This is a genomic window from Pseudoflavonifractor phocaeensis (assembly GCF_016901955.1).
In the GTDB taxonomy this organism is placed as follows: Bacteria; Bacillota; Clostridia; order Oscillospirales; family Oscillospiraceae; genus Flavonifractor; species Flavonifractor phocaeensis_A.
The window spans coordinates 1-23,610 of the sequence record NZ_JACJLC010000013.1; the positions used below are offsets into that span (position 1 = coordinate 1).

The 23,610-nt window shown below is 60.3% G+C and carries 21 protein-coding genes and 1 riboswitch; of the genes, 7 read left to right on the plus strand and 14 right to left on the minus strand.

Features of this window, described 5'->3' with window-relative positions; all coding sequences use genetic code 11:
- Nucleotides 1-355 precede the first annotated feature (355 nt).
- On the minus strand, nucleotides 356-598 hold the full coding sequence (locus tag H6B51_RS04630; RefSeq protein ID WP_204882574.1) for a putative Se/S carrier protein: 243 nt from the start codon (nucleotides 596-598) through the stop codon (nucleotides 356-358).
- 8 nt (nucleotides 599-606) lie between these two features.
- Nucleotides 607-1,221 (minus strand): sulfurtransferase-like selenium metabolism protein YedF, encoded by a 615-nt coding sequence (gene yedF / locus H6B51_RS04635; protein ID WP_204882575.1) that lies wholly within the window; start codon nucleotides 1,219-1,221, stop codon nucleotides 607-609.
- A 334-nt stretch (nucleotides 1,222-1,555) separates the two neighbouring features.
- Between yedF and H6B51_RS04640 the strand changes: the two genes are divergently transcribed.
- Nucleotides 1,556-4,075 carry an EAL domain-containing protein gene (locus tag H6B51_RS04640; RefSeq protein ID WP_275967501.1) on the plus strand — a complete coding sequence of 840 codons (2,520 nt, stop codon included), beginning with the start codon at nucleotides 1,556-1,558 and terminating at the stop codon, nucleotides 4,073-4,075.
- 266 nt (nucleotides 4,076-4,341) lie between these two features.
- Here H6B51_RS04640 and H6B51_RS04645 read toward each other — a convergent pair whose 3' ends face one another.
- Together H6B51_RS04645 and H6B51_RS04650 are read right to left on the minus strand one after the other, a co-directional pair.
- Nucleotides 4,342-6,228, minus strand: a complete 1,887-nt coding sequence (locus H6B51_RS04645; protein WP_204882577.1) for an ABC transporter ATP-binding protein — start codon at nucleotides 6,226-6,228, stop codon at nucleotides 4,342-4,344.
- A gap of 18 nt (nucleotides 6,229-6,246) precedes the next feature.
- A complete protein-coding gene (locus tag H6B51_RS04650; protein WP_204882578.1) occupies nucleotides 6,247-7,986 on the minus strand; it encodes an ABC transporter ATP-binding protein in 1,740 nt (579 codons plus the stop codon).
- A gap of 166 nt (nucleotides 7,987-8,152) precedes the next feature.
- On the opposite strand from H6B51_RS04650, the gene H6B51_RS04655 reads away from it, so the two are divergent.
- A complete protein-coding gene (locus H6B51_RS04655) occupies nucleotides 8,153-9,055 on the plus strand; it encodes a LysR family transcriptional regulator (RefSeq protein WP_204882579.1) in 903 nt (300 codons plus the stop codon).
- Between the two features lie 50 nt (nucleotides 9,056-9,105).
- Nucleotides 9,106-9,435: a cupin domain-containing protein gene (locus H6B51_RS04660; protein ID WP_204882580.1), complete on the plus strand. Its 330-nt coding sequence runs from the start codon at nucleotides 9,106-9,108 to the stop codon at nucleotides 9,433-9,435.
- Between the two features lie 115 nt (nucleotides 9,436-9,550).
- On the opposite strand, the gene H6B51_RS04665 is transcribed toward H6B51_RS04660, so the two are convergent.
- The 6 genes from H6B51_RS04665 to H6B51_RS04690 form a co-directional block, all read right to left on the minus strand.
- Nucleotides 9,551-9,760 carry a DUF378 domain-containing protein gene (locus H6B51_RS04665; RefSeq protein ID WP_204882581.1) on the minus strand — a complete coding sequence of 70 codons (210 nt, stop codon included), beginning with the start codon at nucleotides 9,758-9,760 and terminating at the stop codon, nucleotides 9,551-9,553.
- A gap of 79 nt (nucleotides 9,761-9,839) precedes the next feature.
- The gene (locus H6B51_RS04670) at nucleotides 9,840-11,000 is read right to left on the minus strand and encodes a DUF362 domain-containing protein (RefSeq protein WP_204882582.1); all 1,161 of its coding nucleotides are present in this window, start codon (nucleotides 10,998-11,000) and stop codon (nucleotides 9,840-9,842) included.
- On the minus strand, nucleotides 11,000-11,395 hold the full coding sequence (cdd, locus tag H6B51_RS04675) for a cytidine deaminase (protein ID WP_204882583.1): 396 nt from the start codon (nucleotides 11,393-11,395) through the stop codon (nucleotides 11,000-11,002). Before cdd ends, H6B51_RS04670 begins: the two co-directional genes overlap by 1 nt.
- 30 nt (nucleotides 11,396-11,425) lie before the next feature.
- Nucleotides 11,426-11,935, minus strand: coding sequence for a Gx transporter family protein (locus tag H6B51_RS04680; protein WP_204882584.1), 510 nt, complete (start codon nucleotides 11,933-11,935; stop codon nucleotides 11,426-11,428).
- A gap of 42 nt (nucleotides 11,936-11,977) precedes the next feature.
- Nucleotides 11,978-12,379 carry a NusG domain II-containing protein gene (locus H6B51_RS04685; protein ID WP_204882585.1) on the minus strand — a complete coding sequence of 134 codons (402 nt, stop codon included), beginning with the start codon at nucleotides 12,377-12,379 and terminating at the stop codon, nucleotides 11,978-11,980.
- Nucleotides 12,360-13,397, minus strand: a complete 1,038-nt coding sequence (locus H6B51_RS04690; protein ID WP_204882586.1) for an FAD:protein FMN transferase — start codon at nucleotides 13,395-13,397, stop codon at nucleotides 12,360-12,362. Before H6B51_RS04690 ends, H6B51_RS04685 begins: the two co-directional genes overlap by 20 nt.
- 210 nt (nucleotides 13,398-13,607) lie before the next feature.
- On the opposite strand from H6B51_RS04690, the gene H6B51_RS04695 reads away from it, so the two are divergent.
- Nucleotides 13,608-14,381 carry a hypothetical protein gene (locus H6B51_RS04695; RefSeq protein WP_204882587.1) on the plus strand — a complete coding sequence of 258 codons (774 nt, stop codon included), beginning with the start codon at nucleotides 13,608-13,610 and terminating at the stop codon, nucleotides 14,379-14,381.
- A 43-nt stretch (nucleotides 14,382-14,424) separates the two neighbouring features.
- Here the strand turns inward: H6B51_RS04695 and H6B51_RS18050 are convergent, their stop codons facing one another.
- Nucleotides 14,425-14,841: a LytTR family transcriptional regulator DNA-binding domain-containing protein gene (locus H6B51_RS18050; RefSeq protein ID WP_204882588.1), complete on the minus strand. Its 417-nt coding sequence runs from the start codon at nucleotides 14,839-14,841 to the stop codon at nucleotides 14,425-14,427.
- Nucleotides 14,842-15,058: 217 nt separating this feature from the next.
- On the opposite strand from H6B51_RS18050, the gene H6B51_RS04705 reads away from it, so the two are divergent.
- Nucleotides 15,059-16,225, plus strand: coding sequence for a TFIIB-type zinc ribbon-containing protein (locus tag H6B51_RS04705; protein ID WP_204882589.1), 1,167 nt, complete (start codon nucleotides 15,059-15,061; stop codon nucleotides 16,223-16,225).
- A 20-nt stretch (nucleotides 16,226-16,245) separates the two neighbouring features.
- Nucleotides 16,246-17,304 carry an SPFH domain-containing protein gene (locus H6B51_RS04710; RefSeq protein WP_204882590.1) on the plus strand — a complete coding sequence of 353 codons (1,059 nt, stop codon included), beginning with the start codon at nucleotides 16,246-16,248 and terminating at the stop codon, nucleotides 17,302-17,304.
- 58 nt (nucleotides 17,305-17,362) lie between these two features.
- Here H6B51_RS04710 and metK read toward each other — a convergent pair whose 3' ends face one another.
- The 3 genes from metK to H6B51_RS04725 all read right to left on the minus strand — a co-directional run bounded on the left by metK (nucleotide 17,363) and on the right by H6B51_RS04725 (nucleotide 21,005).
- Nucleotides 17,363-18,544, minus strand: a complete 1,182-nt coding sequence (metK, locus tag H6B51_RS04715) for a methionine adenosyltransferase (RefSeq protein WP_204882591.1) — start codon at nucleotides 18,542-18,544, stop codon at nucleotides 17,363-17,365.
- 72 nt (nucleotides 18,545-18,616) lie between these two features.
- A riboswitch (SAM riboswitch) is annotated at nucleotides 18,617-18,711 on the minus strand.
- A gap of 93 nt (nucleotides 18,712-18,804) precedes the next feature.
- Nucleotides 18,805-20,049: an adenosylhomocysteinase gene (locus H6B51_RS04720; RefSeq protein ID WP_204882592.1), complete on the minus strand. Its 1,245-nt coding sequence runs from the start codon at nucleotides 20,047-20,049 to the stop codon at nucleotides 18,805-18,807.
- A complete protein-coding gene (locus H6B51_RS04725) occupies nucleotides 20,046-21,005 on the minus strand; it encodes a radical SAM family protein (RefSeq protein ID WP_204882593.1) in 960 nt (319 codons plus the stop codon). The genes H6B51_RS04720 and H6B51_RS04725 overlap by 4 nt, the downstream gene beginning before the upstream one ends.
- 206 nt (nucleotides 21,006-21,211) lie before the next feature.
- Here H6B51_RS04725 and H6B51_RS04730 point away from each other — a divergent pair, with 206 nt between their 5' ends.
- Entirely contained in the window at nucleotides 21,212-23,536 is a 2,325-nt protein-coding gene (locus H6B51_RS04730) for a polysaccharide pyruvyl transferase family protein (protein WP_204882594.1), read from the plus strand.
- Nucleotides 23,537-23,610: the final 74 nt, after the last annotated feature.

Below are 23,610 nucleotides of genomic sequence, written 5' to 3' on the forward strand. Positions count from 1 at the left end.
GGCGTTGTTATCGACATCGAGGAGTAATCAATACTCCCTAAAAGAGGACCTGCCTTGCGGCAGGTCCTCTTTGTTTATAGGAGGGTGGCCGACCGAAGGAAAAGCGTTGCTATCGACATCGAGGAGTAATCAATACTCCCTAAAAGGGGACCTGCCTTGTGGCAGGTCCTCTTTGTTTATAGGAGGGTGACCGACCGAAGGAAAAGCGTTGCTATCGACATCGAGGAGCAATTCTCCTCAGTGAAACAGAAAGACCTGCCTTTAGGCAGGTCTTTCTGTTTCACTGAGGATCCAGCCGTCAGGCTGGCTATTTTTTTGCCCTTGTTGTGCGAGAGGGTGCCTGTAGAAGCAGAGGTCACACCCACAACTCCAACACGTGGATTTCCTGCCAGCGCAGGCCCTTCCGGGTCATGGCCTGGGTGAGGGAAGCCTCTGCCTCCACTGGGGCTTTCCAAGCCAGGCCGCAGCCGGCGCTGATCTCTCTCGGTACCGGAATGAGCCGGCCGGGCAACTGCTGCTGACGGCAGAACTGTTCCATGCTCATAGCGTCGGTAGTGGTGGAGAAGGTAATGACGAGGGCCGGTTTCTTTTCCCGCATGGCCGGCCTCAGGGACGGACCACCCGGCCGGCGGTAGTCATCTTTTCCACGATATCATACATGTTGGTGACTCCGCCCACCGCTAGCTGTTCAGTAAGGCCAAAGTAGTTCAGGCAGGTGCCGCAGGTGAGGATCTCCACCCCCTGGGCCTCCAGACTTTTCAGATCCTCCAGGGAAAGGGAGCCCTGAGTGGTCAGTTTTGCACCGCCGTTATAAAACAGAAGGGTCTTGGGAAGTACCTCCTGTTGGGTGAGGGCGAAAAGAAAACTCTTCATCAGGGCGGCTCCCAGCTCGTCGCTGCCGGTACCCATGCAGGGGGAGGAGATGACCACCACCGTGTCTCCCCTGCTGCCGCCGGGGACCAGGCAGGTCTCCTCTCCGGATTCCTGAGGGAGGGCGCTCTCCCCAATCTCCATGACTACCCGGAACTGCTTGTCTCCCAGCTTTTCGGATTTAACGCCGTAGCCATTGTTGTGGGCCAGACGAGTCAGGTTTTGCACTGCCACCGCATTGTCCACCAAAGTCTCCACCGTGCCGGGGCCATTCAGCTCCTTAATGGCGTTTTTGGTTTTGACTACCGGAATGGGGCAGGGATCGCCCATAGCGTTTACTTGCTTGCGCATGATTGTCTCCTCCTGTGTTGTAATCGGGCCTGGAGCCCGTTGGAGTAAAGTGCTTTTTCTTAGTATAGCCGCCAACGGGTTGGATGTAAAGTTCTATATAGATTATAGAAAAATAGAATAATTTGATTCAATCAGGTGAGAGAGTACTGGAATCCTGGATATAAATCCTGAGAAGCTGGAATTATAAAACGAAATTTCAGTTTATGGTTCGATTTATACCCATTACATTGCCATACCACTTTTTTTCTGATATGCTTATTTATAACGTGCACTCCCAAACAGAGAAAGTTGGTGTGCTATGAGGCAGTATGTGACCGGAGCCCTCCTGCGGTATATGGATCTGCTCGGGGACAGTACGGAGGATTACTATCTTTGTTATGATTGCAAAAAGGATGAACTGAGATTTTCAAAGAATATTGGGCAGATTGTGGACCTTTTTTCAGGAAAGGAGTCCAAATGTGGGCTGAAGGACTGGCTCGGGATCGTGGCCCCCATGGATCTGCCCAAACTGAAGCGGCTATTTCAGGATTTGCTGGAAGGGGAAATGCGGTATTTCAACGTGAATTACCGTATCCGAGACAGGTACGGCAACCGGATCTGGATCAACAGCCGGGCCAGATGCTATTCTGGTGAGGATGGCCGCCCGGACTATGTGCTGGGACGGCTTACTCGCCAGACCAAGGTGGGAAACGCCAGCGGCGCTTATCATCACGACGGATTGATGCAGACCCTGAGCCGTTACAGAAGCGAGGGCCTGGATGGATTTTTGATGGCTATCAGTGTGGATGGCCTGGAGCGGATCAATGTGAAATGCGGCCGGGCCTTCGGAGACGCTGTAATCAAGTCACTGGCCGAAAGTATGGCCGCCGCCATCCACAATGTAGAATTGGTATTCCGTACCAGCGGAGACTGCTATTGCGCCCTATTGCCCACCATCGATCAGGCGGATGCAGAGCGTTATTTTGAGACGGTACAGAGAGAACTGCGGGACCAGTGTACCATCTCCGGTGGGGCGGTTTCCATCCAGACCTATCAGGTGCCGGAGAGCTATATTCTCCTCCAATATGCGGAGAGTGCCCTGGATACCGCGAAGCTGCGGGGGAAAAACCGCCTTTGCTTTTTCTCCCCTCAGGATTATGAGCGGAAGCTGGCAACCATCGAACTCCAGGAAGAGCTGGAGGCCGCGGTCCGGGCGGAGTTTAAGGGATTTTCCATCCAGTTTCAGGCTCAGGTGCGGTCGGAGAGCTTTGATCTGTACGGAGCGGAGGCCCTGCTCCGGTTCGATTCCCCCCGGCGCGGCGCCATCCAACCCGCCGAGTTTATCCCCGTTCTGGAGGACAGCGAGCTCATCTGCCCGGTGGGACTGTGGGTGCTGCGGCAGGGACTGGAGCAGTGCCGCCAGTGGCGGAGGACCCATCCCCGGTTTCATCTCAGTGTCAATATGTCCTATGCCCAGCTCCGCCAGCCGGAGATCCAGTCCGATGTACTCCGGATCCTGCGGGAGAGTGGGGTACCAGGCAATGCCCTCACTATTGAGGTCACCGAGAGCATGGAACTCAAGGACTACCCACATCTAAATACCATTTTCAGAGAATGGAAAAAGGAGGGAATCCAGATCTCGGTGGATGACTTCGGCACCGGATATTCCAGCCTGGGCTGGTTGAAGGAGTTGGCCATCGACGAGATCAAGATCGACCGCTGCTTTGTCAGTGGAATCCAGAACAGCGCCTACAATTTGCGGTTGTTGTCCAATATGATGGAGTTGGCTGACAGCTGCCAGATCCGGGTTTGCTGCGAAGGAGTAGAAAAGCTTGAGGAGCTCTCCGCGCTGAGCCGGCTGCGGCCTGCGCTCTATCAGGGCTACTATTTTGCCAGGCCGTGTACACCGGAGGCCTTTGCAGATAACATACTGAACGGGCGCTTTGATCCTCCCAAGCTGGCAGTAGCGGCGGAGCCTGCCTGCGCCGGACAAGTCCCACTGGCCATGGAAGGACTGGAGCACGACCTGCTTAACGAGACGGAGGAGATCATTGCCATCTGCGACATTAAGACCTATGAGATCTGTTACCTGAATCCGTCTGGCCAGAATACATACGGAGTGCGGGATTACCTGGGGCAGAAATGCCACAAGGTATTCTATGGTATGGACTCTCCCTGCCCATTCTGCACGAACAGAGAGCTGCGGCAGGATACGTTTCTCGTTCGCGAGGAGTGGAATGAATATTGCAGCCGCCATCTGCTGCTCAAGGAAAAGCTGCTGCGGGAGCACGGCGGGCGGCTCCGCCTGAGTGTGGGAACGGACATTACCAAAGGAGAATTTGTGAGCCAGAGGACGCAGGAAAGGCTGGCCTTCTCTCAAAAGGTGGTGCAATATGTAGAGACCCTTTCCAGACAGCGGGACTTCGGCCACGCGGTGCTTCAGGCGCTGGCCGCGGTGGGAGAATTCTACAAAGCGGACCGGGCTTACCTGTTTGAACGCAATCCCGTTCAGGAGGACCACTGGGACAATACCTATGAGTGGTGCGACTGTAATGTGGCGCCCATGAAAGACAATTTACAGGGTGTGCCGCCGGAAGGAATCCAACGATGGATGGAGCTTTTTTCCAGAGATCAGTCGGTGGTTATTTACAATCTGGAGCCGTTGCGCAGAAACTGGCCCGTGGAGTGGCGGGATTTGAGCATGCAGGGTATCCAGCGGCTGATTGCTGTGCCCTTCCGGGAGGAGGGACGGCTGGTGGGCTTTATCGGGGTGGATAACCCCCGGTATTCCATCGAGGACGACGCCCAGATCCGATTGTTGGCATATTTCCTGGCCATGCGGCGGCAGCGGGACCGGGACGAGCACCGACGGTAAAAGAATATGTTCAGGCAGCGGACCGGCAGGTCCCGGGATCAGGCGGATCGGCTTCCCTGTCCCGGACCTGTCGGTCCGCTTTGGACGCGACGCCTTTTTACAGTGGGGACTCTCCCGCTGGCCCCGTGTGTGTTTCCGATCTCCGTTGAGGAATCGGTCGCCCTTGAGGGCTAGGTCTCTTTGGCTGGATAGATCCTTTGCTGCGCTCAGGATAACAAAACAAGGGGCTGTTGCGTCAAGCGCAACTGCCCCTTGTAAAATTGAGCTTACCCCGCCTGTTCTGCCGGCTTTCCGGTGTACAGCTGATAATATTTGCCCTTCTGTTCCATGAGCTGGTCGTGGGTGCCCCGCCCAATGATGCGGCCCTGCTCCATGACCATGATACAGTCGGCGTTGCGGACGGTGGACAGCCGGTGGGCGATGACGAAGGTGGTCCGCCCGGCCATCAGGGCGTCCATGCCGTCCTGCACCAGCTTTTCCGTGCGGGTGTCGATGGAGGAGGTGGCCTCGTCCAGGATGAGAGCGGGGGGATCGGCCACGGCGGCCCGGGCGATGGCAATGAGCTGCCGCTGACCCTGAGACAGGTTGGCCCCGTCCCCGGTGAGCATGGTATGGTACCCGTCAGGCAGGCGGCGGATGAAGCCGTCGGCGTTGGCCAGCCGGGCGGCGGCCATGCAGGCCTCATCGGTGGCCTCCAGATTGCCGTAGCGGATGTTGTCCATTACCGTGCCGGTGAACAGATGGGTATCCTGAAGGACGATGCCCAGGGAGCGGCGGAGATCCGCTTTTTTAATCTTGTTGATGTTGATGCCGTCGTACCGGATCTTGCCGTCGGCAATGTCATAGAAACGGTTGATCAGGTTGGTGATGGTGGTTTTGCCCGCGCCGGTGGCCCCTACAAAGGCGATCTTCTGTCCCGGCTTGGCCCACAGGCTCACGTCGTGGAGCACCAGCTTGTCGGGGGTATAGCCGAAGTCCACGTGATCCAGCACCACGCCCCCCTCCAGCTTGGTATATGTAACGGTGCCGTCGGCCTTGTGGGGGTGCCGCCAGGCCCACAGATCGGTGCGGGTGGCGCTCTCGGTAAGCTGGCCGCCGGGCTCCTCCCTGACGTTGACCAGCTCCACATAGCCCTGGTCGGCCTCGGGCGTCTGGTCCATCAGGTCAAAGACTCGCTGAGCGCCGGCGGCGGCGGTGACCACGAAGTTGACCTGCTGGCTCACCTGGGTGATGGGCTGGGTAAAGCTCTTGTTCAGGCCTACAAAGGTGACCACCGTGCCCAGGGTTACCCCTGCCAGGCTGTTGATGCCCAGCACAGCCCCCACGATGGCCACCAGCACATAGCTGAGCCAGCCAATGTTGTTGTTGATGGGCATAAGCAGGTTGGCATAGCGGTTGGCCTTGTCGGCGCTCTGGCGGAGGGACTCGTTTACCTGGCGGAAGTCGGCCTTGGCGGTCTCCTCGTGGCAAAATACCTTGACCACCTTCTGACCGTCCAGCATCTCCTCAATGAAGCCGTCCACAATGCCCAGATCCCGCTGCTGCTTTACGTAGTATGCTCCCGACAGCCTGGAGAAGGTGGCGGTGACCCACAGCATCACCAGGGCGGTAAGCACCGAGATGACGGTGAGCATGGGATTGATGAGCAGCATGGTGATCAGGGTGGCTACCATGGTAATGGAGGAGTTGACGATCTGGGGAATGCTCTGGCTGAGCAGCTGCCGCAGGGTGTCCACGTCGTTGGTGTATACCGACATGATATCCCCGTGGGCGTGGGTGTCAAAGTATCCGATGGGCAGGGCCTCCATCCGCTGGAAAAGGTCGTTCCGAAGCTGGCGCATGGTGCCCTGGCTCGCATTGACCATGATCCGGTTGTAGGCAAAGGCGGCCACCACGCCCACCCCCATCAGGCAGCCCAGGCGTACCATGCTGGCGGCCAGCCCGCTGAAATCCCGGGAGCCGCTGTTCACCATGGGGAGGATGTAGTCGTCCACCAGGGTCTGGGGAAAGGTGGCAGCTACCACCGTGGCCACAGCGGAGACAAGGATGCACAGGATCACTAGGACGAACAGGACCCCGTAGGAGCGGAGCATATAGCGGAGCACCCGGTTCAGCACTTTACCGGCACCGGCCTTTCGTTTGGTTTCGTTCATGATTGCGATAGCCTCCTTTTACGCGCTCTGGTCGAAGTCGCCCCCGCCCTTTACCTGGGATTCGTAGATCTCCCGGTAAATGGCGTTGGTCTTGAGCAGGTTTTCATGGGTATCAAAGCCATTGATACCGCCCTCATCCAGCACCAGAATGCGGTCGGCCTGCTCCACACTGGAGATTCGCTGGGCGATGATGAGCTTGGTGGTGCCGGGGATCTGCCGGGCAAAGGCCTGCCGGATCCTGGCGTCAGTGGCGGTGTCCACGGCGGAGGTGGAGTCGTCCAGGATGAGTACCTTGGGATGCTTGAGCAGGGCCCGGGCAATGCACAGCCGTTGCTTCTGGCCTCCGGAAAGGTTGGCGCCGCCCCGCTCCACCCGAGTCTGGTAGCCGTCGGGGAAACGGTCGATAAATTCGTCGGCGCAGGCTGCCTTGCATGCGGCGACGCAGGCCTCCTCGGTGGCCTCCGGGTCGCCCCAGCGCAGATTGTCCAGGATGGTGCCGGAAAACAGGGTGTTCTTTTGAAGCACCACCGCAACCTGACTCCGAAGGACCTCGGTATCATAGCGGCGCACGTCCACGCCGCCCACCCGGACGGCCCCCTGGCTCACGTCGTACAGCCGGCAGATCAGATTGACCAGGCTGCTTTTGCCGCAGCCGGTACCGCCGATGATCCCAATGGTCTCGCCCGCCCTGATATGCAGGTCGATATCCCGGAGGGCCATTTTATCGCTGCCGCTTTTATAGGAGAAGCTGACATGGTCGAAGTCGATGGAACCGTCGGCCACCTCGGTCACCGGCTGGGCCGGCTCGGACAGGTCGGGCGTTTCCCGCAGCACCTGGCTGATCCGGCGGATGCTGGCCATGGACATGGAGATCATCACCACCACCATGGACAGCATCATCAGGCTCATCAGCAGGGACATGATGTAGCTGAACAGGCTGGTGAGATCGCCGGTGGTCATGGAGCCTCCTACGATAAACTGAGCCCCCAGCCAGGAGGCGGAGAGAATGCAGAAGTAGACTGCCAGCATCATGGCCGGGTTGTTAAAGGCCAGCAGACCCTCGGCCTTGACGAACAGCCGGTACAGCGCGGCGGAAGCCCGGGAGAACTTGCGGTTCTCGTAGTCTTCCCGGACAAAGGCCTTTACGACCCGGATGGCGGACACGTTCTCCTGCACACTGGCGTTCAGGTCGTCGTATTTCTGGAACACCTGGTTGAAGAGCTTCAGGGTGACCACCATAATGGCTCCCAGCACCAGAATGAGAAAGACCACTGCAATGAGGAACATCAGGCTCATGGCGGGACTGATGAGGATGCACATCATGTAGCTGAACACCAGCATGAGGGGGGACCGGGCGGCGATGCGGATGACCATCATAAAGGCGTTCTGCACATTGGTGACGTCGGTGGTCATCCGGGTGACCAGGCCGGGCACGCTGAATTTGTCGATGTTGGAAAAGGAGAAGGTCTGGATTTTATTGTAGATGGCCTCCCGCAGGTTGGCTGACAGACCGGCGGAGGCGCTGGCGGCGTACTTGCCCGCCAGGGCGCCGAAGGCCAGGCTGAGCAGGGCCATGACCACCATCAGAAGCCCATAGCGGTATACCACCGGCAGGTTGGCGGCCTCCAACCCCCTGTCGATGATGATTGCGGTGATGAAGGGCATCAGGATCTCCATCAGCACCTCCAGCGCCGTCAACAGGACGCACAGGACGGCGTCCCTCCGGTACCGTCCCAGCTGTTGCAATACTTGTTTCACGAAATGAGTTCCTCCTCTTGCGCTTGACGCGGATAATGTTAGATACCTTACAATTTATAGCACATAATCCATTGCAAATGAAATCCGAATCTGTTATGATCAATAAAAGAAATTTATTGATTTTTGGATACCTGCATTATAATCGGACGAGAGAGGAGCGGTTTTTTTGAATACCACACAGCTGGAGTGCTTTATGGAGGTGGCGGACACGCTGAATTTTTCCCGGGCGGCGGAACACCTGCGGCTTACCCAGCCTGCCGTCAGTCACCAGATCAGGACTCTGGAGAATGAGCTGGGGGTGACTCTCTTTCACCGCACCAGCAAGACGGTCCGGTTGAGCAGGGAAGGACAGATGTTTCTGCAATACGCCGGAGACATCCTGAAACTGACGGGAGAGTCGGCGGCCCGGGTCAGGCGGTGTCAGGCCGAGCGGCCGGTGGAGCTGAGCATCGGCTGCCGCAGCGCCGTGGATCTGGAACTGATCCTGCCCGCCCTGGAACGGCTGCGGCGGGAGGAACCCAGGGTGATTCCACGGTTGCGGCTGGTGCCAACCACCGTCTTGGACAACTTGCTGGCCGAGGGAGAGGTGGAGGTGATGCTTACCTTCCAGGAGACCGCGCCCCAGAACAGCGTGTACCGGGAGCTGCTGCGCTGCCCAGTGGCGTGTGTGTGCCGTCCGGACCATCCCCTGGCCGCCACAAACAGGCTGAGGGTAGAGGACCTGACGGAGGCGGGGCGGATTGCCGTCTCCCGTCCTCCGGCTTGTCCGCCCACCGTGTTTGCCCTCCAGGGGCCGGTGGTCACGGCTAGCCCGCCGGAGCAGGTGATCTTCTGCGACAATATGGAAGTACTGCTTACCATGGCGGAGGCCGGGTATGCCTTTGGGATCATGGCGGTCTTTCCGGGAGTCCTGCGTCCGGGGCTGTGCTGCCGCCCTCTGGAGGGGTGCCAGCCCCTATCCTACGGGGCGGCATGGCGCAGAGGGGACCGCACTCACGCCCTACGCCGGTTTCTGGCTCTGCTGGAGGAGACCGTGGGACAGGACGGCGGAGAACAGGCTTTACAATGAGCCGGGGAAGGACTATCATGAGGACAAGCATCAACAGGGAGGAATGAACCGTGAAGCTGGATTTTACCCAAATGGAAGAGAACGCCATGCCCAACTTCAAGGGAGGCAAGCTGACCACCTACGGCAAGTTGCACGTGGATGACCACAACCGGATCATGCAGGGACGGCTGACGCCGGGAGCCTCCATCGGCCTGCACACCCACACGGGGAGCAGCGAGGTGGTGTACATCCTCAGCGGAACCGGCAAGGCCATTTATGACGGCGAGGAGGAGAAGCTGGGGCCGGGGGACTGCCACTACTGCCCCGAGGGCCATGCCCACACCCTCATCAACGACGGGGAAGAGGATCTGATCTTCCTGGCCGTGGTCCCCCAGCATTGAGTGGAGAAAACACAGAAGGAGACCGCCGCGGAACGATGCCGTCCGCGGCGGTCTCCTTCTGTTCTGTGGATCTGCATACCGGGAAGGGACTTCCGGAGAAGCCCCCGGACTGCGCTCAGGTATGATCTCTGTCCCGCAGATCCCGGAAGAGCAGGGTAATGCACCAGATGGCCGCCAGGCCCACCAGGGTGTAGACAATGCGGCTAAAGGTGCTGGCCTGACCGCCAAAGAGAAAGGCCACCAGGTCAAATTGGAAAATGCCGATGCTGCCCCAGTTGAGTCCGCCAATGATGGCCAGGATCAGGGCAATCTTGTCCAGGAACATAAGATATGCTGCCTCCTCCAAATTGAATTGCCGCAGTTAGCATATCCGTTTTTCCGGCCAATATTCAAAAAAATACAGCTCAGCCTCCCAGCCGGCGGCCCAGCCAGCCCCGGCGGAGCTCCACCGCCTTCTGAGGGCAGAGCTCGTGACAGCAGTAGCAGTGGATGCAGGACCGGGGGTGGACCTTAGCCTTGCCTCCCTTGCCCGTCATGGTGATGGCCTTGCCGGGGCAGGCGTTTTTGCAGATGGCGCAGCCCACGCACCGGTCCTCCATGATGTGGGGGGTCTGGGTGAGCAGCCCCTTGGTCAGTCTGTGTGCCGCCCTGGTGAGGGGCCCCAAAAAGCCCATCAGGTCCTCCCATACGAACTTGGGCAGACGGTAGTCCGGGATGCGCAGGTCCTCCAGCTTAGCCCCCACCAGCTGAATTTCTTCCGGGAGGGTGGGAGAGAGTCCCCGAGCCGCGGCGGCCAGCAGCACCGGATTATGCTCTCGTGGCAGGCCCATGATCTCCCCAGCGATCACGTCCAGGGCAAGGGGGCTGTCGGACAGCAGTAGCAGCCCCACCTGCCGGGGTGTGCCCGAGGAGCCGGGTCCCTCGCCCTCCATGGCCAGAACGGCGTCCATGACGCACAGCCGGGGGTTCAGAAAGCCCACCAGGTCCAGTAGCACCTGGGCGAACTGCTCGTGGCTGTGATGAGAGCCGTGGAATCCCACCTTGGCCAGGCCCGGGATGATGCCGAAGCTGTTTTTCACCGCTCCGGTCATGCTCATAAAGACATGGGTCTTCATTTTGCAAAGGTCAAAGGCCCCGTCGGTGTCCAGTACCGGGGCGATGATCTCCGCCTGCCGCAGCACCTGACCCTCCGGCAGATCTACCAGCCGGGCGGAGGGATCCAGGGCCAGCTCCGCCCCGGCCTCTTCCGCAGCCCGAGCCATGCCGGTCTTTTCGTACAGGTTTCGCAGCACCGACTCCTTTTGCAGCGCGCCCCCGGGGCTGTCTCCGATAACGGCGGTCCCGCCAGCCTCCTTTACCAGCCTGGCGATGGCCGCCACCACCGCCGGATGGGTGCAGATGGCGGACTCCGGCGGGACGGGCCGCAGCAGGTTGGCCTTCAACAGGATCCGCTCCCCCGGATGAACAAAACGCTCCATGCCCCCCATGGCCGCCACGGTTTCCCGGATGGCCTGCTCCGCGCCGCCGTAGTCAGGGCAGGGGACGGCGTATACCTGGTACTCCATCAGTCCAGGCTCCTGGGACCAAAGCCGTGGGGGAGCAGCTCAGCCAGAGTGAGTTTCACATACTGCCGGTCAGACCGGGCCACCAGCAGGGTGAGCCGGGGGGAAAACTCATAGAGCATCTGGCGGCAGGCCCCGCAGGGCCAGCAGTAGTCGGTGGAGTTGCCCACCACCGCCAGCCGCTCAAAGTCGTCCCGATGGCCCTCGCTTACCGCCTTCACCAGGGCGGTGCGCTCGGCGCAGAGGGTGGAGCCGTAGGCGGCGTTCTCCACATTGCAACCGGTAAAGACCGTCCCGTCGGTACAGGCCAGGGCGGCCCCCACCGGGAAGCGGGAATAGGGGACATAGGACCGGTCCAGCATGGTAAAGGCCAGGTCCACTAATTCTCGGTCAGTCATAAGATACCTCCTGTGGGATGGGATGGATAGCTATGCCCTGCCGGGGGCGGGCAGTCGCTGCACCAGCAGCATGGATACCCCGCCGGTCACTGCTCCGGTGACCAATGAGCACAGCAGCAGGGGGGGCAGGTACACCAGAGGGGCCCGGGAGCCCAGCACCACAATGGCGGCCAGGATCTGACCGGTGTTGTGGGCGGCGGCTCCTGCGATGGACACCCCGAAGAGGGACAGGCCGGGGAGGTGGACCAGCAGGGCCATGACCGCCAGGGCCAGCAGTCCGCCGGTGAGGGAGAAGGCCAGTGCCATTAAATTGCCCCCCAGCAAGGAGCCCAGCAGGCAGCGAGCCGTCAGAATGAGCAAGGCTTCCCGGCCGGACAAACGGCACAGAGCGTACACGGTGACCAGGTTGGCCAGCCCCAGCCGAAGGCCGGGCAGGGGGAAGAGGATGGTAAGAGGGACCAGACCCTCGGCCACCGACAGGGCCAGGGCAAGGGCGGTGAGCACCGCCGAGCGGGTGAGCCGCTGGAGTCCGTGGGTCACGGCATGCACCTCCTTAAAATGGGTATAAGGCAGGGGAACTTCTCAGCCGGTGACAGCGTCAAAGTCTAAGTCATGGGTCCCGGTAAGGGAGACGATCAGCCTGTTGGGCAGGCAGATGATCTGTTGACCCGCCTGGGTGATTTTTCCTGTGTGGACGCAGTCCTGACTGGGACAGTCGCTGTGAAGGATGGACACTCCGTCCCCCTCCACCAGAAGGGTAAGAGGGTAAGACAGCTCATCCAGGGTCAAAGTCACCGGTTGGGTAATCTCCTCCAGCCGGTACTCCGCCAGGATCTCTCCATCCAGGGTGACGGCGGCGGTGAGACTTTCCCCGGGCTCCGATTGAAGGGCGGCCAGCAGCAGAAAAGCGGCGGTGGCCACCAGCAGAGCTGTCAGTCCGTCCCACAGGGTGGGCCTGCGGCGGTCAGCGGCGGGCGATCTCATAGGTATACCCCCGTTCCTCGCCGGTGGGGCGCAAACCCTCCTCCAGCCCCTGGGTGACCACCACCCGGCTGTCGGCGGTACACAGCACCAGCTCAAAGTTCGTCCGGCTTCGCCAGAACTCCAGGGCGGCATCCTCCCCCGCCACAAAGAGGGCAGTGGACAGAGCGTCGGCCAACATATGGTTTTCAGATACCACTGTTACCGATAACAGGCCGGAGTCGGCGGGATAGCCGGTTTTTGGATCGATGATATGGTGATATTGTATGCCATTCTCTTCAAAATACCGCTCATATCCTCCGGAGGTGGAGGCGGTCTGATCCTCCATGGAGAGGACGCACAGGGTCTGAGCGGTGTCCTGGGGATCTTTGACCCCCACTTGCCAGGCCGAGCCGTCTTCCTTCCGGCCCAGGGCGGTAACGTTGCCTCCCAGATCCAGCAGGGCGGAGGAGGAGCCGGCATCCCGGATGGCGGCGGCAGCCTGGCCGGCGGCGTAGCCCTTGGCCACCGCACCCAGATCCACCTCCATGCCGGCGGCCTCCAGCCGGGCGGTGGAGGCTTCCTTGTCTACCTCCAGCTTGCCGCTGTCCACCAGAGACAGGGCACCAGCCAGGGTCTGAGGATCGGGCACCTGTCGTTGGTCGGTGGTGAAGCCCCAGGCGTCCATCACCGGGGCGATGGTGACATCAAAATCTCCGGGGAGCAGCTGGGACACCGACTTGGCAAAGGCGAGCAGCTCTGTCACCCGGCTGTCCAGGGGCACGGAGATACCGTCCCCGGCATGAGCGTTGAGGGCCGAGAGCTGGCTGTCCGCGTCTGTGCGGGAGAGCAGGCCGTCCAGCTCTTCCACCGCCTGCCGGGCGGCCTGGACCGCCTCCTCCCCCGGGCCGTCGTATACTCGGACGGTCATAACCGTATCCATAGAAAAAAACTGGGCCTGGGAGGGCTCCGTCTGGGCGGCGGGAGCGGCGCAGCCCGTTAAAAGAATAAAAAACAGGAATACAGAGAGGATTCGCTTCATATGGTACTCCGATCCGGGATGTCATCTTTTCCAGTTGTAAAAACACATATTCCAACACATCCAACGAACAATATTTTAGCATAGTTTGCGCAAATTGAAAAGGGAAAAGGAATCGGGGCTTGCAAAATGCCCCGGGTTCTGATACACTATATGAGATTGATGATTCGGAGCGCCTGCGGCAGCCGGCGCACAGTCACAGGAGATGGATACATGAACAAGAAAGAACAGAGAGTGCAGCGTGCCCGGGAAGAGGATATTATCCTGACTAAAGTACTGTGGTGGATCCTGGGCGCGGTGGTGTTAGAGGTCCTGCTCCTTCTGCTGAATAAGTTCTATGTCAATTATACGGTAGATGGGATTGAGGTCGCCGTGGCGATCCAGAGCATGTTCAACGTGCTGATCTATGTTGTGCCCGCTGTTTTCGCGGTTCTGCTGGTTTGGGCTCTGGTGGCCTACAAGCGGGGCAAGGGCTATCTGCTGCCCTTTGTGTTGACTGGCATCGCCTTTGTGCTTACGGTGTGTACCGTGATCATCTGGAAGTTTTATGACAGGGGGATTAGCCTGCTGACCGTGGCGGTGCCTACCGTGGCGGTGCTGGCCCTGATTTTTTACCTCTATCAGCGGGAGTTCTTTTTCTCCGCATGCCTCAGCGCCCTGGGTCTGCTTGGGGTCCGCATGGCTGCCAGCGCGGCGGGAAATCCCGTGATAGCCTATGGATATCTGGCGTTGCTGGCGGTGGTGTTGCTGGTGTCCGTGGTGGCGTTCCGGAGCATGCAGACCCACGGCGGTGCGCTGGTCCTGAAGGGCAAGAAGCAGGAGATCCTTGCCAAGTCCGCCAACTATGTTATGTTGTATGTCACCTGCGCCCTGGTGGCCGCCGTGGTTGTTGCGGCTGTGGTGCTGGAAGGCCTGATGGTTCTTTACGGAGTACTGGCGGCCTGGCTGCTCATCCAGGCGGTGTATTACACCGTTCGCCTCATGTAAGTTAAGAATGAAAAAATGGACTCGCATTTTGCGAGTCCATTTTTTATGTGTTACCACCGCAAATGAATTGAAAATAGGCCTGCTTGATATGACTGCTGTCCTTTTTCCGTATGGGTACCCGGTCGCCGTTGTCCATCAGGAATCCGTCGCTCTCCACAGCGGAGATTCGATTCATGTTGGCCACGCAACGCTTATAGCAGGACAGAAATTGCGTCTGGCCATCCAGAGCCTCCATAAAGGTGTCAAAGGGGATATATGTACGCAGTACACCGGCGTCTGTGTGAAGTTGCACGGCGTTATGGTGCATATCCACCCACAGCAGCCGATCCAGATCCACCCGAGTCCAAAGTCGGTTGGTCAGCACCTCCACATATTTGTGGGCTTCGGCCTGGGGTTGATGGAGATTTACTGTATTAAATACAGGTGCGGGATGCTTTGCAGCCGTATTCTTTGTGTCCACTGATAAACTCCTCCAGTCCATACCGCGGTTTGCAGGGCGGGAAATACCGGGGAACGGGCCGGCATTGCTTTTTTGTTACATTATAGCAAAGCTTACCTTGTCTGACATCAGCCTAAAGTATGAGAAGGGGCCCATGGCAGAAAAATGGGGAATTACCATTGTCTCAGCTTGCTTTTTACGGTACAATCAAAGCAGGCTGGCAGAAATGAGGTGCTGCATGGATACCCAACACAGAGAACAGGTAGACCGCCAGATCTGCGCCAACTGCGGCGGTACCATAAGGTGGAACATTGCCAGGCAACGGCTGGAGTGCGCCTCCTGCCGGACGCCTTATGAGATCCGCACCACGGTGGACAGGGTGGAGGAGCACGACTTTGACGGCTATATCAGACGGGAGGGGGAGTGGGTCTCCTTCCCAGAGACGACCATGATCGTCTGCGGAGGCTGCGGGGCCCAGATTGCGGTGGACGAGCACACAACCGCCACGGTCTGCCCTATGTGCGGATCCACCCAGCTGCTGGAGGGCCGGCAGGAGGCAGGCGTCCCTCCAGACGGGGTGGTGCCCTTCCGCATTGACCGGGAGACTGCCCAGCAGAATTTTTCAAAATGGGTGAAAAGCCGGTGGTTTGCGCCCAACAGGCTGAAACAGGCCTACCAGGCCGGCAAGCTCCAGGGGATATATCTCCCTTTCTGGACTTTTGACGCTCAGGTCACCAGTTATTACTGGGGGGCGGGGGGCACCCAGCACCATGTGGATGACGGAGAAGGTAAAAGCCACGTGGAGGTCCACTGGCACCCGGTGAGCGGCCAGGTAGAGGGAAGCTATGACGATATCCAGATATGCGCCGCACAGAACGCCGCCAGTCAGGTGGTGGAAAAGGTGCTGCCCTATAACACGGTGGAGAATACAGCTCCCTTTTCCCCCAGCTATCTCTCCGGTTTCCTGGCGGAGCGGTATGCCATCCCGGCCACCCAGGCGGTGGACAGCGCCCGTGCCCAGATCCAGGCGGATCAGGAGAACCAGGCCGAGGGGGATATCTTGGGCAGAGGTTACAACCTGGCCCGGGTGGATCGGGTGGAGAGCCATTACCACCGGCTAACCTACAAGCATGTGCTGCTCCCTGCCTGGACCTCCGCCTTTGCCTACAACGGCAAGCAGTACATGTATATCATCAACGGCGAGAGCGGCAAGGTCGGGGGGCAACGGCCCTACAGTGTTCCAAAGATCCTGGCCGCGGTGGGGGTGGCGGCTGCTGCCTTTATCACGGCGGTGATGCTGCTTTCCGGTGCGGTGGCCCCGGCCCCCGCGGGGGATGTGCCGCCGGAAGAAGCTGTGGTCTGCCAGATGGAGTTGCCCTGGCAGGCCTGGGACGAGACCTTGTAAACAGAAAGGACGGATAATCCATGGCATGGTTTGGTCAGGGAAAAGACACCATTGAGTGGGAAGAATTTCGGGACGACGTACTCTTTTACAAATGGCCCGCCAAGGAGATCAAGCGGGGTTCCCGGTTGATCCTTCGTCCGGGACAGAAGGCTATCTTCTACTCCGACGGAGTGGTAGGGGCCGTCTTTGAAAACCCGGGCAACTTTGATATCTACACCGACATCGTGCCCTTCTTTTCCACGCTGAAAGGCTGGCTCTCTCTCCGGGGAGACAGCGGGATGCGGGCGGAGGTCTACTTCGTCAACGCCAAGGAGCTCACCCTTCCCTGGGGCACCCGGCAGCGTATCATGATCCCCACCCCTGAGGTGCCCACCGGGGTGCCGGTGGGGTGCAACGGCAACCTGGTTCTGGAGTTTCGGGATTACCAAACCTTTATCAACCAGGTGGCCGGAGTGCGGGAGACCTACTCCCTGGAGGACGTGTCCGAGCGGATCATGGGCGAGCTCAACCCTGTAGTGGCAGAGGCCATCCTGGGGGGCGAGCGGCAGATGGGTCTCAATGCCCTCATTGCCCTCCAGCAGAACAGCCGCCGGCTGGGCAAGGCGATCCAGACCGAGCTGGACAAGGAGCTCAGCGAGTTTGGCTTGGGGGTGGCCGATGTAAATATCCTGGCCTTCAGCTATCCTCCCGAGGTCCAGAAAATGGCGGAGAAGGCGGCTGCCCAGTCCTTTATCAGCGATCTGAACAAGTATACCACCATCAGTATGGCTGACAGCATGGACGTCCCCGGGGGTGCTGGGAACAACGCCGCCTCCGCGATGGGTATGGCGGTGGGAATGCAGATGGCCAGCCAGATGATGGAGTCCATGAAGCAGCGGCAGCCTGAGCCCGAGCCCCAGACCGCCGGGCCGGCATGCGCCGCCTGCGGCTTCCAGAGCCCCATTGCCTCCAAGTTCTGTCCCCAGTGCGGCACCCCCATGCCCCAGGCGGCCCAACAGGCCGGGGACCGGTTCTGTCCCACCTGCCGGAAAATGGTTTGTGGAAAGTTCTGCCCCGATTGCGGTACCCAGACAGTGTAACAGAGCAAAAACTCCGCCCCGGATTGATACGGGGCGGAGTTTTTATGGGGCGATGGGATTACAGGCAGCTCTTCAGCTGGTCCACCATGTCGGTGTGCTCCCAGGGCAGGTCGATGTCGGTGCGGCCGAAGTGACCGTAAGCGGCGGTCTGCTCGTAGATGGGGCGGCGGAGGTCCAGCTTCTCAATGATCTTGGCGGGGCGCATATCAAAGCACTGGTTGACGATCTGAGACAGCTTCTCCTCGCTGACCACGCTGGTGCCGTAGGCGTCCACCAGCACGGACACGGGATGGGCCACGCCGATGGCGTAGGCCAGCTCGATCTGGCACTTGCGGCACAGGCCGGCGGCCACCAGGTTTTTGGCGATGTACCGGGCCATGTAGGCGGCGGAACGGTCCACCTTGGTGGGATCCTTGCCGGAGAAGCAGCCGCCGCCGTGGGCGGCGGAGCCGCCGTAGGTATCTACAATGATCTTGCGGCCGGTGAGACCGGTGTCGCCCACGGGGCCTCCAACCACGAAGCGGCCGGTGGGGTTGACGAAAAACTTGGTGTCCTTGGTGATGTACTGGGCGGGGATGATGGGCTTGATGATCTCCTCTACAATGGCCTCCCGCAGATCCTTCAGGGCGATGTCGGGGTCGTGCTGGGTGGATACCACGATGGCGGGGCAGGAGAGCACCTTGCCGTCGTCGTCGTACTCCACGGTGACCTGGCTCTTGCCGTCGGGGCGGAGCCACTTCAGCTTGCCGGCCTTGCGCACGTCGGCCAGCTGGCGGGACAGCTTGTGGGCCAGGGAGATGGGGGCGGGCATCAGCTCGGGGGTCTCGTCGCAGGCGTAGCCGAACATCATGCCCTGGTCGCCGGCGCCAATGCGGTCGGCCTCGTCGCTGCCGCCCTCCTGGAGCTCAAAGGACTGGTTGACCCCCATGGCGATATCGGGGGATTGCTCGTCAATGGCGGTCATCACCGCGCAGGAGCGGTAGTCAAAGCCATAGGCGGGGTCGGTGTAGCCGATGCGCTCCACCGTCCGGCGGACGATGGCGGGGATGTCAGTGTAATGGCTGGTGGTGATTTCACCCATGACGGTGACGATGCCGGTGGTGGTAAAGGTTTCGCAGGCCACGTGGGCGGTGGGGTCGGCGGCCAGGATATCGTCCAGAACAGCGTCGGAGATCTGGTCGCACACTTTGTCGGGGTGACCCTCGGTGACGGACTCCGAGGTAAACAGACGGTTTGCCATAATGATACCTTCCTTTCTAAGCTGGAGCAAAAACGCGCTCCGCCGGACGGCGGAGCGCGTTGGGCTCGTCCATCCTCATCTTTCGATTTCCTCGCCGGATTTGGCACCTTGCCAACGCAGGTTGCCGGGCTTCATCGGGCCGTTCCCTCCACCACTCTCGATAAGGCATATTCAATTGACTGTGGCTATTTTACTGGCTTTTTCCCAGTATTTCAATAGACAAATAGACGAAAGTGTATAGGCCCCGCGGCGCTGTTCTGTCAGGCCTTCCAGCCGTTCAGGTAGGCCTCCTGGTCGGGGGTAAGCCTGTCGATGGCCAGGCCCATGGCGGCCAGCTTCACCCGGCCGATCTCATCGTCGATCTCGTCGGGCACCTGGTAGACCTTTTTCTCCAGGCTGTCTTTATGGCGCACCAGCCATTCCAGGGCCAGGGCCTGGACAGAGAAGGACATGTCCATAATCTCGGCGGGGTGGCCGTTGCCGGCGGCCAGGTTCACCAGACGGCCCTCGCCGATGACGTTGAGCACCCGCCCGTCGGGCAGGGTAAAGCCCTCGATGTTGTCCCGGCGGAGTTCCCGGCGTACAGCCATTTCCGCCAGACTCTTCACGTCCACCTCGCAGTCGAAGTGGCCGGCGTTGGTGAGGATGGCGTTGTGCTTCATCACCGCGAAGTGCCGGGGGACGATCACGTCCTTGCAGCCGGTGACGGTGACAAAGATATCGCCGTATTTAGCGGCCTCATCCATGGGCATGACCCGGAAGCCGTTCATAGTAGCGTCGAGAGCCTTAAAGGGGTCCACCTCGGTGACGATGACGTTGGCGCCCATGCCGGAAGCCCGCATAGCGACCCCCTTGCCGCACCAGCCGTAGCCGGCCACCACCACCGTCTTGCCCGCCACTACCAGGTTGGAGGTGTGCATGATGGCGTCCCACACGCTCTGGCCGGTGCCGTACTTGTTGTCATAGTAGTGCTTGGCCTTGGCGTCGTTCACCGCCATCATGGCGCAGGGCAGGATGCCCTCCCGCTCCCGGGCCTTCAGGCGGAGAATGCCGGTGGTGGTCTCCTCGCACCCGCCGATGAGGTTCTCTCCCAGGTCGGCGCACTTGCCGCCCAGCAGATGGATGAGGTCGCCGCCGTCGTCCACCACCAGGTGGGGCTTGAACTTCAGGGTCTCGATCAGGTGGCTCTCATACTCCTCGGCGGAGGCGCCGTGGATGCCGAAGGTCTCCACTCCCAGGTCGGCCAGGCCGGCGGCCACGTCGTCCTGGGTGGACAGGGGGTTGGAGCCGGTGAGCCGCACCTGAGCGCCCCCTTTGGAGAGCACATAGCCCAGGTTTGCGGTTTTGGCCTCCAGATGGACGGACACCGCCACCCGCAGCCCGGCAAAGGGCTGTTCCTTCTCAAAGCGGGCTTCAATGCCGCTGAGGGCGGGCATGAAGTCCCGCACCCAGCTGATCTTGCGGCGGCCCGAGAGGGCCAGGGAAGGATCTTTTACAATACTCATAGGTTACCTCCTTGGGGAGCGGCCGAGGGACTGGGCCCATCCCAGAAATCCAAAGTAAGCAGGGGCATGGTTTTGCGGAATGCCTTGATCCGGTTATGGATGTCAAGCAGCTGCTCCCGGGTAGGGGCGGCGGGAGAGCCGTAGGCGGGACAGGTAAAGAACCAGCAGAACTTGGCTCCCGCCTGGATAACCTTCCGGTAATAGGGCTCGGTGGCTACCCAGTGGGCATTTTCCACAGTGCACCGGCAGGCCACCCCGAAGGGCAGCTTGTGGGAGCGGAGCAGGGTGGAGGCCCGGGCGGCGTCCCCTGGGTCCACGTCCACCTGGATGGCGGGGAAGAGGTTGCCCACCCGCAGCAGGTCGGCGCACAGGGCGGGGGTGATGGCCTGAGGAGGGGTAAAGGCGGCAAAGACGCAGTCAGTATATTTATTGCACAGGGCAATGATCTTCTCCTGAAGAGAGAGCGGGTCGCCGCCGCTGAAAATAAAGAGGTGGCCGCCGCCGGCCCTCCTGACTTCCAGCTCCTGATCCAGGCTGTCAAACTCCATGGACGGACGCACCCCGTAGATGGAAGCGCCGCAGCCGTCACAGTTCATAGCGCAGGGAAAGGAGGGAGGAAAGATGACAGACCAGGGAGCCTTCTGCCCGCCCTGAGTGGAGCTGGACTCCCGGGCGGGCCAATCCAGCAGCCCGCCGTGGATAACGAAATTTTCAAAGATTTTTTTCAATACCTGAGGGTGGATGTCGGTATACATGCTCCGGATGAGCTGATTCCAGTTGTTGTCCGGATCAGTCATGGCCCGGTGAAACAGATTCCGGTAGGCCGGGGAGAGCTGGGCTCCGGTATGCTTGTCCAGCCAGTCCATCAGCCTGGGCAGATTGGCGTCCGGGTCCCGCTCCAGATAGTCCATGGCTTTGGAGACGCCGAAGGCTTTGAGCAGGTTCGGTATGCCCATAGCGAGCCTTCCTCCTTCCGCATACGATGACATTTTGACTATCATACCGCCTGGAGCCCCGGCACGCCATAGACAAATATGGGATGCTGTATAGTTTGATGAATATGAAACAAAATTACCGCCCTGCCGATATACAACCGGGGGAGAGTGTGGTATACTAAACTGATACTTTAATGCTACCTTTACCAGATACGAGGAGTGAGCCTATGCGCACCGGACTCATTACATTCCATTTTGCCCACCACTACGGCGCTCAGCTCCAGGCCCTGGCTACCATGAAGGCCATCGAAAGCCTGGGTCACAGCTGTGAGATCATCGACTACCGCCTGCCCCACACCACCCGCTCCAGCCAGCTGTTCAAAAAGCATCTGGCCGTCCGGGATATGGCGGCGGATGCCCATACCGCCCTCCATTACGCCGCCTTCAAGCGGAGGTTTGACCGGTTCGAAGCCTTTGTGACGGAAGAAATGAACCTCTCTCCCCGGCGATATATCTCCATCGACCAGCTGCGGCAGGCGCCCCCGGCCTACGACGTGTATGTGTCGGGCAGCGACCAGATCTGGAATCCCTTCATCTATGAGGATAAGCAGTTTGATCCGGCCTTCCTGCTGGATTTTGTCCAGGAGGGCCGGCGGATCGCCTATGCCCCCAGCCTGGGAGTGCCCCAGCTGCCCGAGGACAAGGGGCGGGAGCTGAAGGCCTACCTGGAGCCCTACTCCGCCCTCTCCGTCCGGGAGAAACGGGGGCAGATGCTGGTGGCCCAGACCACCGGACGCCAGGCCAAGGTAGTGCTGGACCCCACCCTGCTGCTCAACGGGGAGGACTGGGGCAAGCTGGCCAGTCCCCCTGCCTTCCAGGAGCCCTATATCCTGTGCTATTTCGTCTCCGATCCCGGAGAGGTGGCTCCCTATGCCCAGGCCCTGTCCCAGCGCACCGGCTGGCCCATCGTCCAGCTGGCGGGGGCCCGGCGAAAGATCGACGGGGCCCGGGAGCTGGTCTTTGACGCGGGGCCCCGGGAGTTTCTGGCCCTGTTCCGGGATGCTTCCGCTGTGGTTACCAATTCCTTTCATGGCGCCGCCTTCTCCCTGCAATTCAAGAAGAATTTCTTTACCTCCATGTCTCCCAAGGAGCGGCGGGAGCCCACCTTCTCCCGGATCTACAGCCTGCTGTCCCGGCTGGGCTGCGCCGATCGGATCATCGGCCTGGACACCACCGCCCCCATCGACCGTGAGATGGACTACGAGGCGGTGTACCGGAAGCTGGAGGAGGCCCGGGCCGACTCCATTGCCTACCTGAAGGCTGCCCTGGAGGGAAGTGTTCAGGAGGATACTCCGGAGGAGGTGGGAAAGTCCGTTGCCAGCAAGCCAGTTCTGTGCAAGAGTGAGGATTGCACCGGCTGCACCGCCTGCGCCTCTGTTTGTCCTGTGGGGGCTATCACCATGGAGGCCGACCACGAGGGCTTCCTCCGACCGGTGGTGGGGGAGAGCTGCATTCTCTGCCGCAGGTGTGAGCAGGTGTGTCCTGCTTTGAAGGAGTCCCTCAGGGGTCCCGCTCCCAGCTGTGCCCACGCCCTGTGGAATCTGGACGCCGCCATCCGGCAGGAGAGCACCTCCGGCGGATTCTTCACCCTGCTGGCCGGGCAGGTGCTGGATCGGGGAGGCGCGGTGTTTGGCGCCGCCTTTGACGACACTATGACCGTCCGCCATGTCTGTGCCCGCAGCCGGGAGGAGCTGGCCGCCATGCGGGGGTCCAAGTATGTCCAGAGCGACCTGACCGGTGTGTTCCCCCAGGTGAAGGCTCTGCTGGAGGAGGAAGTCCCCGTCCTGTTTACCGGCCTGGCCTGCCAGGTGGACGGCCTGCTGCAATATCTGGGGAAGGACTATGACAACCTGCTCACCTGCGACATGGTGTGCAACGGCGTCCCCTCTCCCGCCGTGCTGAAGGCCTGGCTTCACAATCTGGGACTCAACCACGGGGCTCCGGTCACTGGGGTCCGGTTCCGGGACAAGGCCGGCGGCTGGACTCACTCTCAGATGACGGTGCGCTTTGCCGATGGGGCCACCTTTAGCCAGCCCCTGAACAGCAGCCCCTATGGCCGGGGCTTTGGGATGCAGCTCTTTCTTCGACCGGCCTGCTCCAAGTGCCGCTATACTTCCACCAGCCGCCCGGCGGATCTGACCATGGGGGATTTCTGGGGCCTGGACCCCAAACTGAAGCTTCCCACTCAGCGGGAGCAGGGGATCTCCCTGGTGCTGGTGAACAGCGCCAAGGGCCAGGTGGCCTTTGACGCTCTGGCGGACCAGTTCAGCCAGGTGGAGCGGCCTGTGGCTGAGGCGGTGGCGGGCAATCCCCGGCTCCATCACCCGCTGAACCATAATCCCAAGCGGGCTGCCTTCTTTGCGTCCTTTGCCGCTATGCCCTTTGAGAAGGTGGAGCAGAAGTTCCTCACCCCGCCTCCCCTGTACAAGCGGGCGGCGGGCAGGATGCTCACCCCCGGCATGAAGGATATGATCCGCAAGATCCTGAAATAATGGGGAAAAGTTTACAAATTGTTTGGGAATTTTCCCGTCTACCCTGCTACACTGGGGCACACTGAGGCTGGGGC

Coding starts and splice junctions, on each gene's coding strand:
- H6B51_RS04630 (WP_204882574.1), bottom strand. CDS start 598: ATGCGGGAAAAGAAACCGGCCCTCGTCATTACCTTCTCCACCACTACC.
- yedF (WP_204882575.1), bottom strand. CDS start 1,221: ATGCGCAAGCAAGTAAACGCTATGGGCGATCCCTGCCCCATTCCGGTA.
- H6B51_RS04640 (WP_275967501.1), top strand. CDS start 1,556: ATGGATCTGCTCGGGGACAGTACGGAGGATTACTATCTTTGTTATGAT.
- H6B51_RS04645 (WP_204882577.1), bottom strand. CDS start 6,228: ATGAACGAAACCAAACGAAAGGCCGGTGCCGGTAAAGTGCTGAACCGG.
- H6B51_RS04665 (WP_204882581.1), bottom strand. CDS start 9,760: ATGTTCCTGGACAAGATTGCCCTGATCCTGGCCATCATTGGCGGACTC.
- H6B51_RS04670 (WP_204882582.1), bottom strand. CDS start 11,000: ATGGAGTACCAGGTATACGCCGTCCCCTGCCCTGACTACGGCGGCGCG.
- cdd (WP_204882583.1), bottom strand. CDS start 11,395: ATGACTGACCGAGAATTAGTGGACCTGGCCTTTACCATGCTGGACCGG.
- H6B51_RS04685 (WP_204882585.1), bottom strand. CDS start 12,379: ATGAGATCGCCCGCCGCTGACCGCCGCAGGCCCACCCTGTGGGACGGA.
- H6B51_RS04690 (WP_204882586.1), bottom strand. CDS start 13,397: ATGAAGCGAATCCTCTCTGTATTCCTGTTTTTTATTCTTTTAACGGGC.
- H6B51_RS04695 (WP_204882587.1), top strand. CDS start 13,608: ATGAACAAGAAAGAACAGAGAGTGCAGCGTGCCCGGGAAGAGGATATT.
- H6B51_RS04705 (WP_204882589.1), top strand. CDS start 15,059: ATGGATACCCAACACAGAGAACAGGTAGACCGCCAGATCTGCGCCAAC.
- H6B51_RS04710 (WP_204882590.1), top strand. CDS start 16,246: ATGGCATGGTTTGGTCAGGGAAAAGACACCATTGAGTGGGAAGAATTT.
- metK (WP_204882591.1), bottom strand. CDS start 18,544: ATGGCAAACCGTCTGTTTACCTCGGAGTCCGTCACCGAGGGTCACCCC.
- H6B51_RS04720 (WP_204882592.1), bottom strand. CDS start 20,049: ATGAGTATTGTAAAAGATCCTTCCCTGGCCCTCTCGGGCCGCCGCAAG.
- H6B51_RS04725 (WP_204882593.1), bottom strand. CDS start 21,005: ATGGGCATACCGAACCTGCTCAAAGCCTTCGGCGTCTCCAAAGCCATG.
- H6B51_RS04730 (WP_204882594.1), top strand. CDS start 21,212: ATGCGCACCGGACTCATTACATTCCATTTTGCCCACCACTACGGCGCT.